The sequence below is a fragment of the Bacillus sp. FF-1 genome, assembly GCF_028548245.1.
Taxonomy (GTDB): Bacteria; Bacillota; Bacilli; order Bacillales; family Bacillaceae_G; genus Bacillus_A; species Bacillus_A paranthracis.
Window position 1 is genome coordinate 631,184 of record NZ_JAQQGG010000002.1, and the last position, 14,867, is coordinate 646,050.

General features: G+C 36.1%; 12 protein-coding genes and 3 other annotated features. Of the genes, 2 read left to right on the forward strand and 10 right to left on the reverse strand.

The genetic code is table 11. The annotated features are described in order from the left end of the window. Positions 1–12 precede the first annotated feature (12 nt). From aroA to PQF83_RS08795, 6 genes are all read right to left on the reverse strand, one after another. Entirely contained in the window at positions 13–1,302 is a 1,290-nt protein-coding gene (gene aroA, locus PQF83_RS08770) for a 3-phosphoshikimate 1-carboxyvinyltransferase (protein WP_000664604.1), read from the reverse strand. A 16-nt stretch (positions 1,303–1,318) separates the two neighbouring features. Then, positions 1,319–2,419 carry a prephenate dehydrogenase gene (tyrA, locus tag PQF83_RS08775; protein ID WP_000549200.1) on the reverse strand — a complete coding sequence of 367 codons (1,101 nt, stop codon included), beginning with the start codon at positions 2,417–2,419 and terminating at the stop codon, positions 1,319–1,321. Continuing rightward, positions 2,412–3,512: a histidinol-phosphate transaminase gene (gene hisC / locus PQF83_RS08780; protein WP_001197358.1), complete on the reverse strand. Its 1,101-nt coding sequence runs from the start codon at positions 3,510–3,512 to the stop codon at positions 2,412–2,414. The genes tyrA and hisC overlap by 8 nt, the downstream gene beginning before the upstream one ends. Before the next feature lie 18 nt (positions 3,513–3,530). Beyond that, a complete protein-coding gene (aroC, locus tag PQF83_RS08785; protein ID WP_001269408.1) occupies positions 3,531–4,703 on the reverse strand; it encodes a chorismate synthase in 1,173 nt (390 codons plus the stop codon). A 53-nt stretch (positions 4,704–4,756) separates the two neighbouring features. After that, positions 4,757–4,976, reverse strand: a binding site (T-box leader). Positions 4,977–4,985: 9 nt separating this feature from the next. Then, on the reverse strand, positions 4,986–6,062 hold the full coding sequence (locus PQF83_RS08790) for a bifunctional 3-deoxy-7-phosphoheptulonate synthase/chorismate mutase (RefSeq protein ID WP_001273581.1): 1,077 nt from the start codon (positions 6,060–6,062) through the stop codon (positions 4,986–4,988). A 195-nt stretch (positions 6,063–6,257) separates the two neighbouring features. After that, positions 6,258–6,494 (reverse strand) — a binding site (T-box leader). A gap of 54 nt (positions 6,495–6,548) precedes the next feature. Continuing rightward, positions 6,549–6,785 (reverse strand) — a binding site (T-box leader). 108 nt (positions 6,786–6,893) lie between these two features. Next, positions 6,894–10,406, reverse strand: coding sequence for a DUF4020 domain-containing protein (locus PQF83_RS08795; protein ID WP_001997690.1), 3,513 nt, complete (start codon positions 10,404–10,406; stop codon positions 6,894–6,896). Between the two features lie 150 nt (positions 10,407–10,556). On the opposite strand from PQF83_RS08795, the gene PQF83_RS08800 reads away from it, so the two are divergent. Next, positions 10,557–10,994 carry a YndM family protein gene (locus PQF83_RS08800; protein ID WP_000997701.1) on the forward strand — a complete coding sequence of 146 codons (438 nt, stop codon included), beginning with the start codon at positions 10,557–10,559 and terminating at the stop codon, positions 10,992–10,994. 189 nt (positions 10,995–11,183) lie between these two features. Here PQF83_RS08800 and PQF83_RS08805 read toward each other — a convergent pair whose 3' ends face one another. The 3 genes from PQF83_RS08805 to PQF83_RS08815 are packed head-to-tail and all read right to left on the reverse strand — an operon-like array spanning position 11,184 to position 12,583. Next, the gene (locus PQF83_RS08805) at positions 11,184–11,714 is read right to left on the reverse strand and encodes a cysteine hydrolase family protein (RefSeq protein ID WP_000709526.1); all 531 of its coding nucleotides are present in this window, start codon (positions 11,712–11,714) and stop codon (positions 11,184–11,186) included. A 16-nt stretch (positions 11,715–11,730) separates the two neighbouring features. Next, the gene (locus PQF83_RS08810) at positions 11,731–12,264 is read right to left on the reverse strand and encodes a GNAT family N-acetyltransferase (RefSeq protein ID WP_000898758.1); all 534 of its coding nucleotides are present in this window, start codon (positions 12,262–12,264) and stop codon (positions 11,731–11,733) included. 13 nt (positions 12,265–12,277) lie between these two features. Next, positions 12,278–12,583 carry a YfzA family protein gene (locus tag PQF83_RS08815; protein ID WP_000387606.1) on the reverse strand — a complete coding sequence of 102 codons (306 nt, stop codon included), beginning with the start codon at positions 12,581–12,583 and terminating at the stop codon, positions 12,278–12,280. A 100-nt stretch (positions 12,584–12,683) separates the two neighbouring features. Here PQF83_RS08815 and PQF83_RS08820 point away from each other — a divergent pair, with 100 nt between their 5' ends. After that, a complete protein-coding gene (locus tag PQF83_RS08820) occupies positions 12,684–13,193 on the forward strand; it encodes a kinase (RefSeq protein WP_000070089.1) in 510 nt (169 codons plus the stop codon). 57 nt (positions 13,194–13,250) lie between these two features. Here the strand turns inward: PQF83_RS08820 and entB are convergent, their stop codons facing one another. Beyond that, positions 13,251–14,753, reverse strand: coding sequence for a cell wall-binding protein EntB (gene entB, locus PQF83_RS08825; RefSeq protein ID WP_272792295.1), 1,503 nt, complete (start codon positions 14,751–14,753; stop codon positions 13,251–13,253). Positions 14,754–14,867: the final 114 nt, after the last annotated feature.

Here is a 14,867-nt window from a genome sequence, read left to right on the forward strand (position 1 = left end):
CTTCTCATCCATTTATTTAGTTAACCTTTGAAGTTCTTCGAAGAATGTAGGGTATGATACGCCTACTGCTTCTGCGTCTTCAATTGTTGTTTTTCCTTCTGCTAGACAGCCGGCAATCGCAAGCATCATTCCGATGCGGTGATCACCATAACTATTAACTGTATTTCCTTTTAAAACTGATTTCCCGTAAATAATCATCCCGTCTTCAGTTGCTTCTATGCGAGCACCTAGTTTCGTTAATTCCGCTACGACTGTATCAATACGGTTTGTTTCTTTTACTTTTAATTCGTGTGCATCTTTAATTACTGTAATTCCTTCTGCTTGCGTTGCCGCTAATGCGATTACAGGAATTTCATCAATTAATCTAGGGATAATATCTCCGCCGATTTCGATTCCTTTTAATGAAGATGTTTCAATTGTAATGTTTGCAGCTGGTTCTGATGCTCCTTCGTTAATTGGCTCTACAGTGAACGTAGCACCCATTTTCTCTAAAACATCAATAATACCTGTACGTGTTGGATTCATACCTACGTTTTGTAATACTAGTTTACTATTTGGAATAATTGCACCTGCTACTAAGAAAAAGGCAGCTGATGATACGTCACCTGGTACTTGAACATCCGTCGCTGTTAACTTTTGTCCACCTGCTAGTTTCACTGTCTTTCCTTCGCGAGTTACTTTGACGCCAAATGCTTCAAGCATTCTTTCCGTATGATCGCGAGAAATATGTGGTTCTGTAACAGCTGTTACACCTTCTGCACGAAGTCCTGCAAGTAAAATAGCTGATTTCACTTGTGCGCTTGCTACCGGGGAAGTGTATTCAATTGCTTTTAAATCCCCACCACGTATTGTTAGCGGTGTAAACGTTCCTTCTTCGCGGCCATCAATGTTTGCACCCATTTGTTTTAATGGATTTGTTACACGTTTCATCGGTCTTTTTGCAATAGACGCATCACCTTGTACGCAAGAGAAAAATGGTGTATTTGCCAAAATTCCTGACATTAAACGTATAGTTGTACCAGAATTACCAACATCTAATACAGCTTTCGGTTCTTGTAAACCTTCTAATCCTTTACCAGCTACAGTGACTTCATCACCGTTTTGTACGATGTCTACTCCCATTTCTTTAAAACAAGAAATCGTACTTAAACAGTCTGCACCAGGCAAGAAACCTTTAATTGTTGTTTTTCCTTCTGCAATCGCACCGAACATGACAGCGCGGTGAGAAATCGATTTATCTCCTGGAATTGTAATATTGCCATTTAATCCGTTATTAACAGGTTGTATTGTTCTTTCCTTCACGTTTTCACCTTCTCATTTAAATTGTTTCATACGTTTGGTATTTTTCTTCTCCAAGCGCTAGCTTTGCTTTCATACGATCTTCTTCTCGTTGGAAGCTAATACGTAATACCCCAAGCAATCCTTCACGTGCTTCTAATATTTGCAAGTTCGTAATACTAATTTCTTCGCGCGCTAAAATACTTGTAATGTGAGCCAATGCCCCTACTTTATCTAAAACATCGACGTATAAGTCGTGATAGGCAGGAATCGCCCCTCTCTTTCTTACCGGTAAAGAGTCACGGTATTCTTTCGCATCCGCAAAATAGTTTTGAATCTCGCCTGCATCTCCGCTAGAAACTGTATCATATAAATCTTCCATTTCAGAGATCCACTCTTTTAATAATACCATTAAATGCTCTCGATTTTGCTTAACAATATCACTCCACATTTTCGGACTACTAGATGCGATACGTGTAATGTCTTTGAAACCTCCAGCAGCTAGCTGATGGATAAGTGGATTATCTCCTGCATGTTTCTCCACTTGCTTTACTAATCCAGCGGCAATAAGGTGCGGGAAATGACTAACGATCCCTGTTACATAATCATGTTCTTCTGTATTTAAAACAAGGAAATGTGACCCTGTTCCTTTTAACCAATCTTTTAACTCTTCCACAGGTTCATTTGGCACATGATTCATTGGCGTTAAAATATAAAATGCATTTTCAAATAAATGCGCTTTTGCACTTTCAACTCCCGTTTTATGAGAACCTGCCATCGGATGTCCACCAATGAAAGAAATTTCCTTTGAAAATAAAGCTTCCGCTTCATTCATAATTGTTCCTTTTGTGCTACCAACATCGGTTACAATAACATCTTTTCGTAAACGAAATGACGCTAATTTGTGTAATAACTTCTTCGTTTCTTCAACTGGTGAAGCAAAAACAATTAAATGTGCCTCTTCACATGCATGTTGTAAATCTACTGCTATTTCATCTACTACGTGTAATTCTTTTGCACGCTCTACTTGTTCTTGAAATATATCATAACCTGTTATCGTTACATCGTGCTCTTTCTTAATTGCTAATGCGAGAGAGCCTCCGATTAAACCAGTTCCAATTAATACTACCTTCTTATGCATTTGCCTCATCTCGAGACTTTCTTTTTTTATTTTCAAAGTGTTGTTGTAACACTGAAATCACTCCTTCATTTTGCTCCCTTGTTCCGACTGTAATACGGACGCCATTTGGGAACGGACGAATAATAAATCCTGCGTGTGCACAAGCTTCATAAATCTCTCCAGCATTCTCAACTGGCAAAAAGATGAAATTTGTTTGCGATGGATAAAATGGAATATCATGTTCCTTACAAAAGCTCTCGTATTGTTGTAATCCCTCTGTATTTACACGAACTATTTCCTCAATAAACTCCTCATCACCAAAAGCAATCGTCGCTGCTTTTTGTGCTAATGAAGATACGTTAAATGGCAAACGTACGACATTTAATTTTTCGATTAACTCTTCATGTCCAACCGCATATCCAACGCGGAAAGAAGCTAATCCGTACGCTTTAGAAAACGTTCTAAGTACAAGAATATTTTTATGTTTTTCTAAAAGCGGTAATGTCTCTGGAAAATCTTTTGCTGTTACGTATTCATAGTACGCTTCATCAATGACAATTAACGTATTTTCACTAATGCCTTCAATAAATTGAGTCAATTTTCGGTCATTCACATATGTGCCTGTCGGGTTATTTGGATTACAAATCCATACGATTTTTGTATTGTTATCTACTACTGAAGAAATTTCGTCTAAGTCGTATACACCGTTATTTAACGCAACTTCCTTCACTTCGCAACCTTCTATAATTGCATGATGACGGTACTGCGGGAATGTTGCTCCAGCCGTTACGATGTTATCACCTACTTTTAGTACTGCACGGCTTATTATTTGAATGACTTCATCTAAACCACTACCGCAAAGTACTTGTTCCATTTGCACATGTAACTTATTTGCAATTGTTTGACGGAGCGTTGTAGCACCTCCGTCAGGATATAAAGCATGATCCAACCACGATTTTTGCAACTCATCTAAAACTCGTGGTGAACAGCCGAATGGATTTTCATTCGATGCTAATTTAACAAACGAATGATCTCCGTACACTTCTTTCATTTGTTCAGGTGATTTACCTGGTTTATATGGTTGTAATGATGATAGTTGCTCTTTTACTTGCATGTTAAAACCACCTTTTTATTAAAATTCTTTTGCGTATTTATTATGTTGCGTAATGTTTTGTTGAATTAATTCCATACGATCTTTTCCGAATTGTTCGACTAGTGCATGTGCAAGTTCCCATGCTACAACAGATTCAGCTACTACACCTGCTGCTGGTACTGCACAGCTATCAGATCTTTCAATACTCGCTTGGAATGCTTCTTTCGTATCAATGTCAACGCTTGCTAACGGTTTGTATAATGTAGGTATTGGTTTCATTACACCTCTTACGACAATTGGCATTCCCGTTGTCATACCGCCTTCTAAACCGCCGGCATTATTCGTTTTTCTCGTGTATCCTTGTTCTTCATCCCATAAAATTTCATCATGCACTTTACTTCCTGGCTGTCTTGCCGCTTCAAAACCAACGCCAATTTCAGCACCTTTAAATGCATTAATACTCATAATCGCACCAGCAAGTTTTGCATCTAATTTACGATCGTAATGAACGTAACTACCGACGCCAATTGGCATACCTTCTGCAATAACTTCAACTATACCACCGATTGAATCTCCGCTACTTTTTGCGTTATCAATCGCATCCATCATCTCTTGTTCTACTGTTTTATCTAAACATCGAACTGGTGAATTTTCAGTAATTGTTTGAATTTCTTCAATTGACAAGTTTGAAATATGTTTTGCTTTTACTCCACCAATTTCAAGTACATGCCCTGCTATTTCTACGCCTAATTCTTTTAAAATTTGTTTCGCAACTGCACCAGCAGCTACACGAACTGTCGTTTCTCTTGCAGATGAGCGCTCTAGTACGTTTCTTATATCACGGTGACCGTATTTAATTGCCCCGTTTAAATCCGCATGTCCTGGACGTGGTTTCGTAATTGTACGTTTCATTTCTTTACTTTCTTTTTCCGAAATTGGCTCTGCACCCATTACTTTCGTCCAATGTTTGAAATCATCATTTTTTACGATTAACGTAATGGGTGAGCCAAGTGTCATCCCATGACGAACACCACTTACAATTTCAACTGTATCTGTTTCAATTTGCATACGTCTTCCGCGTCCGTGCCCTTTTTGTCTTCTTAATAATTCTTTATTAATATGTTCCGCCGCCAGCGTTAAACCTGCTGGTACACCTTCTAAAATAACTGTTAACTGCGGTCCATGTGATTCTCCAGCTGTAATGTATCTCATTTCTCTTGCCCCTTTACTATTTTTTTGTACAAAAAAGTCCCTACTGAGCGCTCAGTAGGGACGATGTTCATCGCGGTACCACCCTAGTTGTAGACTTCTTTCGTCTACCTCTCTTCTTCTTTAACGATCATTAGACCGTCTTTCCCATCAAAACTTGACGAAAAAGATGCTCCAAGGCTGTAATTCATGCTTACCTTTGTACTGATTCACACCAACCATCAGCTCTCTTTAACAGTGAGATAAGCACTACTGTTTCCTCTTCAGCGCATATATGATATGGAATTAAGATAATTTATTTTTGAATCCTTTTAACTCTTCCATGAATTTATGGAATTCTGGAATATCCATTTGTTGTGCAGAATCTGATAATGCAACTGCAGGGTCTGGATGTACTTCAGCCATTACTGCATCTGCGCCAATTGCAAGAGCCGCTTTCGCTGTTGGTAATAATAAATCTCTACGTCCAGTTGAATGCGTTACGTCAACAACAACTGGTAAATGTGTTTCTTTCTTTAAAATCGGTACTGCTGAAATGTCTAATGTGTTACGTGTTGCTCTTTCGTATGTGCGGATACCACGCTCACATAGAATAATTTGGTCGTTACCTTGTGCAATGATGTATTCTGCTGCATTAATGAACTCATCAATTGTTGCTGCTAATCCACGTTTTAATAATACTGGCTTGTTAACTTTACCTACAGCTCGTAGTAAATCGAAGTTTTGCATGTTACGTGCACCAACTTGAATTACATCAACGTAGTCTAATGCCATTTCAACATCATTTGGATTTAAAATTTCACTAATGATTGCTAAGTCGAATTCATCTGCTACTTGGCGTAAAATTTGTAATCCTTCTACTCCTAAACCTTGGAAATCGTATGGCGATGTTCTCGGTTTGAAAGCACCACCGCGCATTAATTTTAAGCCTTGGTCTTTCATCGCTTGCCCTACTTGGCGAACTTGTTCTAAGCTTTCTACCGCACAAGGTCCCATGATGAACGTTTGTGTGCCGTTACCAATCAATTCACCTTTTACATCAACGATTGTGTTTTCTTGTTTCTTTTTACGTGATACTAGTAATGCTTTACGGTTATCATCTTCTTGTAATTCTAAGCTAGCTTTGAAGATTGTTTTGAAAATATGTTGAACCGTTGACGTTTCGAATGGTCCTTCGTTATTCTCAGCGATCATATCAAGTACTTCACGCTCACGTACTGGATCAAAACGTTTCGTACCTTGTACTTGCTTTTGCTCCCCAATTTTTTGAACGATTTCACCACGTTTGTTTAAAAGGTGTAATAGTTGTAAGTTAATTTCATCTACCTGTTTACGTAATTGATCTAATTCATGATTTGCCATTTGGAAATCCTCCTCTAATGTTTTAAAAGTATAGTAAGAGAATGAAAAATTCTCTATTTTCTGAACTGGTCAATTATACAAATTTAAAGTGGAATCGATACCTCTTCTTATTTTAAACTAATCATTCGTACAAAGACACTCTCTACTAGTTAAAAACCCACTTTTTTTGTACAAAAAATCCCTACTGATGCAATCAGTAGGGACGATATTTATCGCGGTACCACCCTAGTTGTAGACTTCTTTCGTCTACCTCTCTTCATTGTTAACGATCATCTGACCGTCTTTCCCTTCATAAAGATATATACTATCTTTACTACGAAAAAGATGCTCTAGGACTGTAATTCGCTCTTGTTTTTGTACTGGTTCACACCGACCACCAGCTCTCTGTTACAGGGAAACAACAACTACTGCTTTTCCTTTCAACGCATACATATTTAATTTTCAAGTTGGGCCACTAAAATACAAAAAGTCCCTACTGAATAAATCAGTAGGGACGATATTTATCGCGGTACCACCCTAGTTGTAGACTAAATTTCTGTCTACCTCTCTTCACTGTTAACGATCAATTGACCGCTTTTTCTTCATAAAGACAATACTATCTTTACTACGAAAAAGATGCTCCAAGACTGTAATTCATGATTATCTCTGTACTGGTTCACACCAACCACCAGCTCTCTGTTACAGTAAGACTAACCACTACTGTGATCTCTTCATTGCACTTTGTTTATTCAAATGTTTTTTGAAATTGAATAAGTATGATTCGTATTATAGAACGCTTTTCAAAACACTGTCAACAACTTTTTATATATTTTTTTAAATTACATTTTTGCCCTACATTTCTTCTTGTAAATTCTCCAGAACAATTCCGATGCGAATTATCTCATTATCTATTGCATTTATTACACATTTTTCTACTCTATATCCAATTAATAATTCTTTTATTTGAATGATTTCCGTTTCAAGTAAATTAGCTTCCTGAAGCGTTTGCAGTAAAGTAAAAAATACGTTTGCATACAACTCTTTATACATTTTTATACTCTCTGTCTTCTCAAGTATTTCATGAAATAACTGTTTTAACTCCGTTTGATTCCCTTTTCCACCCACGTCCAAAAATGTTTTACAAATGATAGATAATCCTCTTTCTACTATTTCATCCATAAATAAAATAATACGTAAAAGCATTACATATTCTCTAGCTGTGATTCCCCCCATTTTCGGTCGCTCTCGCAAAAATATACTGAGCCAAGCTGCCCAAAATTTTTGTTGTTCTTTTGCACTTAACGTTTTGACATAATAGCATAAGAACTGCATAAATTTAATTTTATTTTCTTCATTTTCTCGTATAAGTAAAGGGTATAACCAGTCTGTTTTTTGTTCCCAATACAGTACACATTTAATAAATACAAAACTGAGCCATTTTAAGAAAGCTTCCCTCGTATGCGGATGTAATACTTTCAAATGTTCTACCGCATACTTAATAAATCGCTTCATTTCTGTAAATAAAGGTAAATTGATTTGTGTGTAACATAGGCCAGCCCATGCATATTTCGTAATCTCATTTTCCTTCTTTAACTCTAAGTACGGTAACAAATATTTTCGGCACCATTGCTTCTCAATATGATAAAGAAATGTAATATCTGCTACTAAACGAGCTATCATAAAATTTGTTCGTTCTGTACTAATTCTTACTTGTTCTTCAAACAAAAATAAATATTCATACACATTACGATCGTATAAATGATCATATGATAACAGTTTTAATAATACTGCTGTCATTTTCCCAACAGGATGCTGAATCGATTCATTGTAAAAATCTTGTTTTGCCAGCTTAAAATCCGTGTCACTTTTCATGACTTGAGGGAATACCGAAAAAGCAAACCGCTTTACATTGCGTATACTATTTTCCTCTAACTCTTCTAATCGATTACTAATTTCATATAGAAAGCTACTAATTAACCAATGAAAAGCTGTATTTCTAACGAATTTCTGTAATAGAGGAATAACTTTTTGTATTTGTTCATTTGTCAGTCCTCGGTTATTTCGCCACTCCCTAATACAAACAAACCATACTTCATTACTTATTTCGTGCATTCCAACTAATTGATATGCAAATGAAATACTCCATTCTGTATTCAATTTACATGCTTTCGATAACATCTCTAAAAAATGACGTTGTTCAAAAACACCATCTTGAGAAAATTGCTGAACTTGCTTCATAATTTCATCGTCTTTTAGTTGCAATAATCCATCAGCTGTCACATTACAAGTAATACTTTGTTCTGCCGCCTCTTTCTTTTGTACACTGTATCGCTCAGAATGAAAATGAGGATGTTTTTGCTTCATTAACTCGTAACCTTTTGCCGTAGATGGACTATTCGAATCACAAGTGAATAATAAATCCAACACGAAACAAACATCAAATGCTCTTTCCTCCGCAAGGTCCTTTAATACAATTTGAATGACTTCTTCCTTTGTTTTTTCTAAAGAGAGTGCGTAATGATTTTTTATAAGTTGAAAAACTTCGTGTTTATACGTGACGTCTAAAAGAATTCCTTCCTGTAACAACCATTTCATTTTCTCATCGGCGCTAACAAATACATTTTTATTCATCGCATCAATTGCAATTCGATTTTGAAGTACGCTGTTTGCTTCTATCATTTCTGTAATATAATAATTTGCTTTTTTCTCATCGTTTTCACATAGATAGGTTAAACATTCTTTTACAATTTGAATTAAAAACGCTAGATCATTTTGCTGAAACTCTTTTTCCACATTTTCCTTATCCCTTTTTTTCAGTGCCGCTTGCCTTAGTGATAACATCCGCATCTTCTCTATTCCCATCATCATAATTGGAACGGCATAATAGGAAATATGCGGTTTCATCTTTTTATTCCAAATTTGCTCCACAAAAGAAAATGTAGACACGGGTAAACGACTCGATTCCTCAAGTTCTATTGATTCCCCGGTATCATTTCCCCACTTTCTTTCACGCTTCAACTTAAGTTTGCCGTCCAAAATAAACGTTAGTAACAATAAAGCGATTTCTTTATGCTCAGGAAAATAACATTTTTGCAGTAAGTAAGAAATTGTTTCGATCGATTTACTATCTTTTTCAGCTGTTTCTAATAAAAGCAGTGTCCACCTTGCAAACAACAACGGGTCCATTTTCATTTTCGTTTCGTTTAAGTAGCTACAAATTGTTCTCCATAATAACGGAGATAGTTTAGAATGATTTTTAAAAATTAATTGAAATAATTCTTTTTGATGACTAAAAAGAAATTGTTCCACTAACCATTTTGCAAGTAATTCATCTACCTCATTATAGTTTGATGTAATTAAAAATAAATTTTGTAATTTCCCTTCCGCTTCAAGCCATTCCACCCATTCATAATCGTGAGCAAATTCAACGAAGTAGCGGACTGTTTCAATTTTTTTTATAGATTGTTTTATGTATGATAATTGTTCCTGCTCTACTGACGGCGGTACTGTTACTATGTCACGAATTCGCATTCGTTTTGTAATATAATTATCCCCCATTAACTCCGCCCATCGTTTTACTGCTTTAACGAGAGATTGATGATTATTACCTTTATTCGGATATACAATCGGCCGTATTCCTAAATGCTCCCAGTGGTACGTATTTTCCCCTTGTGCGACAAATGCATAACGTCTTGTACTTGGTGGTAAACCAGTTGCTAAATATTTCATTACTGGGTCATTATGGCTATATCCAACGAATAAAACGGTATAATTCGAGAATAAATCAACTAAAAACCTTCTTGCCCATCCTTCTGTCAAGTAAGCCCTTCCAAAATCACCATCTGTTAAAATTAACGCTTCTTTTTCTTGTTCTATATTGCCATGTATGTAAGCAAGTCCTTTAAACGCTCTACCTGTAGGTAACGCAGGTGCGTAATATACGTTTAATTCTCTATTCATTTCTTTTATCGCAGTTGTAAAATGTCGATCAAAATTTGTTGTTACAATGCGGACTTCTGTATCTAAAGGAAACAACCTCGGAATCGCATAATGAAGCGGATTCGGCTTTGACTTTTCAATATGAACTAAATCTCTTGCAACTTGGTGTACATCTTTTGTTTTCGCAATTTTACCAAGATAATAATCATGCGGTTCTGTAATTTCACGTTTTTCGACATATAACGTTTTTGCAATTTCATCAACTAAATCATCAAAATTCGGTAAGTTTGATTTCCCTTTCATAGAAACTCCCGCTCCAACAAATAGCACTAACTTTCCTTTTTCAAGATGATCAATTAACTCGTCTGGAATTTCTACTTCTGAAGTAATCCACACCGAGGATTCCCCCTTACCTAAAAATGTCATATACTCTCATTTTACTATAACATTTTCCCTTTGTTTTTTTAATATTTAGACAAATAATTGACATGAAAAAGTTTTATGTAAATATATCCGTTACAATGTATGAACTCCTATATTTATTGCAAAACTATGGATAAAACGGAGGTGTAAATTTTGAATGATTTCACAGTAGTGCTTATCAAGTTTATATCGTGCATTATCGCATTTAGTATCGGACTCGCTTTATTTTTCCCAGCAACGTTCGTCCAAATTATTTCGTTCAGTCTCTTTGTTACAATCGTATCTTATATGTTCGTTGATAAAATCATATTAAATCGAATCGGTAATACCGGTGCTATTATGTCGGATTTCTTACTAACGTATTTAAGCGTATGGATTTTCGGTAATATTTTATTAGACAACTACATGCAAATTGCATGGGGAAGCATCCTTTCCGCAATTGTCTTCACATTATCAGAAGTAATCGTTCATCGCTTCTCTAACTCTCATACAAAGCACCACAACGATAATATTCGTATTAATCGTCGCTTCGCATATGGTACGGAGTTTGCGGAAGAACAGAATATATTGGATAAAGATAAGAAGAAGTAATATTTTGATACAGGAGCGCCCTTTTTAATTATGTGGTGCTCCTTTTTTGTGTTTTCATTATGGTACGTGAAATTATATGAACGATTTTTCAAATATATCAACGATTATTGCAATATATCGACGTTTCGACAAAGGATATCGACTTACCGACATTATTTGACACGATTTCCTCTAATAAAAAACTGCCTCTTATTTAGAGACAGTTTCTTTCAAATCTTTTAACGTAACAACATTAGCAAACGCTCCAAACACTACGTTATGATGCTTCACAATGTCTTCAGCACGTAACACCTCTGTATCAAACGTACTATGTGCATCGCTCACTAACGTTACTTTATACCCTTCACTAAACGCTCTTCGCGTTGTCGTATCCACACAGTACTCCGTTTGCATTCCTGAAATGATAACATGATCGATTCCCTTGTCTTGCAATACTTCTTTTAGGTTCGTCTTGTGGAATGAATCTGGAGTCGTTTTTTCAACCACACACTCCCCTTCTAGTGGAGCAATTGCCGCATGGATTTTCCACCCGTCTGTACCTTTTTCTAACGGATGGTCTTTCGGTCCATTATGTTGCACATAAATTACCGGAATATCATTTGAACGGCATTTCTCAATAAGCTCTTGTAATGTCTCTAAAAACTTTTCCCCATTATGTACTGGCATTCCCGCTGTATACATACCTGCTTGTACATCGATTACTATTAATGCTTTTTTCATATCGCGCAGCTCCCTTTTATTTATATTCCATCATCCAACAATCTTCTAATACCCCTTCATGCAGTTCATGTTCCTTTAAAATCTTCACCTTTTTAAATCCACATTTTTCATAACACTTTATTGCACGTTCATTATTTACTTTCGGGTCCATTGCGATTGCTTCTGCTCCTATTTCGCTCAAAATGTATGTAATTGCGGCCTTAACAAATTTTGTTCCAATTCCTTTTCCCCAATAAGTTGGTTCTCCAATAAATTGATCCATCCCCCATACATTTTGTGATGCTTCATAGCTATATAAAGTTTTCCACTCCGAATCAACTGGATACATTTGAATATAACCGATCGGCACACCATCAAACTCTATTAAGCATCTTTTTTCATGACTATTTGGATTATGTATAAAATGCTCCAGTACCATTTCTACTGATTGCGGGTTATCTCGTCCTTCGTAATATTGAAGTACTTCTTGGTCTGTTAACCATTTTGAAATGATTGGTGCATCCTCTTCTACTACGTACCTAACCGATACATTATCTTTTTGAAATAACATATAGTACCTCTTTTTAATTCTTTATATTTTTTCTTGTAGTGAAATCTTTCATTACACCTATTAGTGCGTATGGTAACAATGTAATGGCAAAAAATGCTGTAAACACATTAAAATGAGGAATTTCATATGGAGTGAACCATTCTGTGAAAAATTGAGAATTTAATACTCTATTAAAGAATTCTCCGCCAGGTCTAAAGTTTGGTGCCCATGCAGTTACTTCACAAATAATAAACAACAATTGTACAATTATAAATACCCCAAGATAGCGAAACCATGTTCGTTTCCAAATTGGCTGCGCCTTATTTAATTTCGCTTCCATTTCGCCCCACCTTTTTTATTTACATCATATTAATTATACACTTTCTACGTTTCATTTGTTAAAATTTTCTATATAATCATTCACGTTGGGGGAATACATTATGTCTAATCCTATAAAATCAACATTAATCATCCTTAGAGGAAACTCCGCAAGTGGTAAAACAACAATCGCAAAGCAACTACAAGAACATTTCGGACAAGGCACACTTTTAGTATCACAGGATGTTGTACGTAGAGATATGCTTAGAGTACACGACACGATCGGTAATTTATCACACGATTTACTATTTGAAATTACAAAGTACGGAAAAGAGAAATGTGAGTTTGTTATTTTAGAAGGTATTTTAAACAGTCGTAGATACGGTGATATGCTGAAAGAATTAATACATTTTTTTGAAGGAAACGCGTATACATATTACTTTGATTTATCGTTAAAAGAAACGATTCGACGACATAACACAAGGGAAAAGCGGCATGAATTTGGTGAGGATTCCCTACAAAAATGGTATAATCCGCACGATACAATTGAAGTTACTAGAGAAACTATTTTTACAGATAACTTCACACAAAAAGATATATTTGATGCAATTCTTAATGATGTGATGGTATGAAAATAAGACCGACAGAATATGTCAGCCTTATTTTCATTATGTTATATTCTAGATTTATTATAAAATCTTCACTTTAACTGTTTGTCTTCCCCAATTCATCGCTTTACTTTTTGAACCCATTAATACATCAATGCGATTACCTTTAATTGCACTTCCGGTATCTCCAGCGATTGCTTCTCCATAACCTTCTACCCATACTTTAGATCCTAATGGGATTACTTTCGGATCTACTGCGATAATTCTCATATTTGGATTAGCCGTTAAATCATGCCCCATCGCAGTTAAAACGCGTCCACCATATGTACCATTCTCACTCGGATCAGCAGTATATGCTGTCGCCACCACCGTTAATTCACGTTTAGCAGACTGCGCGTTATTTTTAGACTCTTCTTTTGCCTTTAGTGCTTCTCGTGCTTTTGCTTCTTCCTTGGCTTTGGCTATTTCTCGTTCTTTCGCTTCTTCCTTAGCCTTTGCTATTTCTCGTGCTTTCGCCTCTTCCTTAGCTTTGGCTATTTCTTGCGCTTTTGCTTCTTCCTTAGCCTTTGCTATTTCTCGTGCTTTCGCCTCTTCCTTAGCTTTGGCTATTTCTTGCGCTTTTGCTTCTTCCTTAGCCTTTGCTATCTCTTGTGCCTTTGCTTCTTCCTTAGGTTTTACTACTTCTTGCACTTTCACTTCTTCCTTAGGTTTCGCTACTTCTTGCACTTTCACTTCTTCCTTAGGTTTTACTACTTCTTGCACTTTCACTTCTTCCTTAGGTTTCGCTACTTCTTGCACTTTCACTTCTTCCTTAGGTTTCGCTACTTCTTGCACTTTCACTTCTTCCTTAGGTTTCGCTACTTCTTGTACTTTCACTTCTTCCTTAGGTTTCGCTACTTCTTGTACTTTCACTTCTTCCTTAGGTTTCGCTACTTCTTGCACTTTCACTTCTTCCTTAGGTTTCGCTACTTCTTGCACTTTCACTTCTTCCTTAGGTTTCGCTACTTCTTGCACTTTCACTTCTTCCTTAGGTTTTATTGTTTCTTTTGCCTTTGTTATCTTCTGTGTTTTAGCTTCTTCCTTAGCTTTCACCGATTTTTGTACTTTCGCTACTTGCTTCGTTTTCTCGTCAGCCTTTTTTTCAATTGGTGCTTTACTTGATAAGAAAGAAGCATTTACATAAGCTGTTTTTCCCTTATACTCAAATTGTAGCCATCCGTCTTTTACTTGCTTCGTTGATTCAATTACATCATCTTTTTTCAGTCTGCCAAGAATTTTTGATTCTGTGTTTGATTCAGAACGTACATTTAACAAATCTGCTGTTACATGGTAAATATCTTTCGTAAACTCCGAGCTTACAAATACTTCTTTACCATTTAACTCAATTTTTGACCAGCCATCTTCGGTATTGATGACTTTTAACTCTTCCCCGTTTTTTACTTTTTCGACCACTTTTGATTCTGTAGTCGGTTTTTCACGTACGTTGAGTACATCTGCTGTTACGATCGTTTCTGCAGTAGCAGTTGTAGTAAATGCTCCCAATCCGAAAACAGTTGCTGTTGCTGCGCCAATTACTTTTTTCATATTAACCTCCATTATATTTTTTGAATTCTATCAAATACTCCCATTAAAATAAGAGATTTAATGAAAGCATTCACAACAGATATATTAATACGACTTAATATACTGTTATTAAAA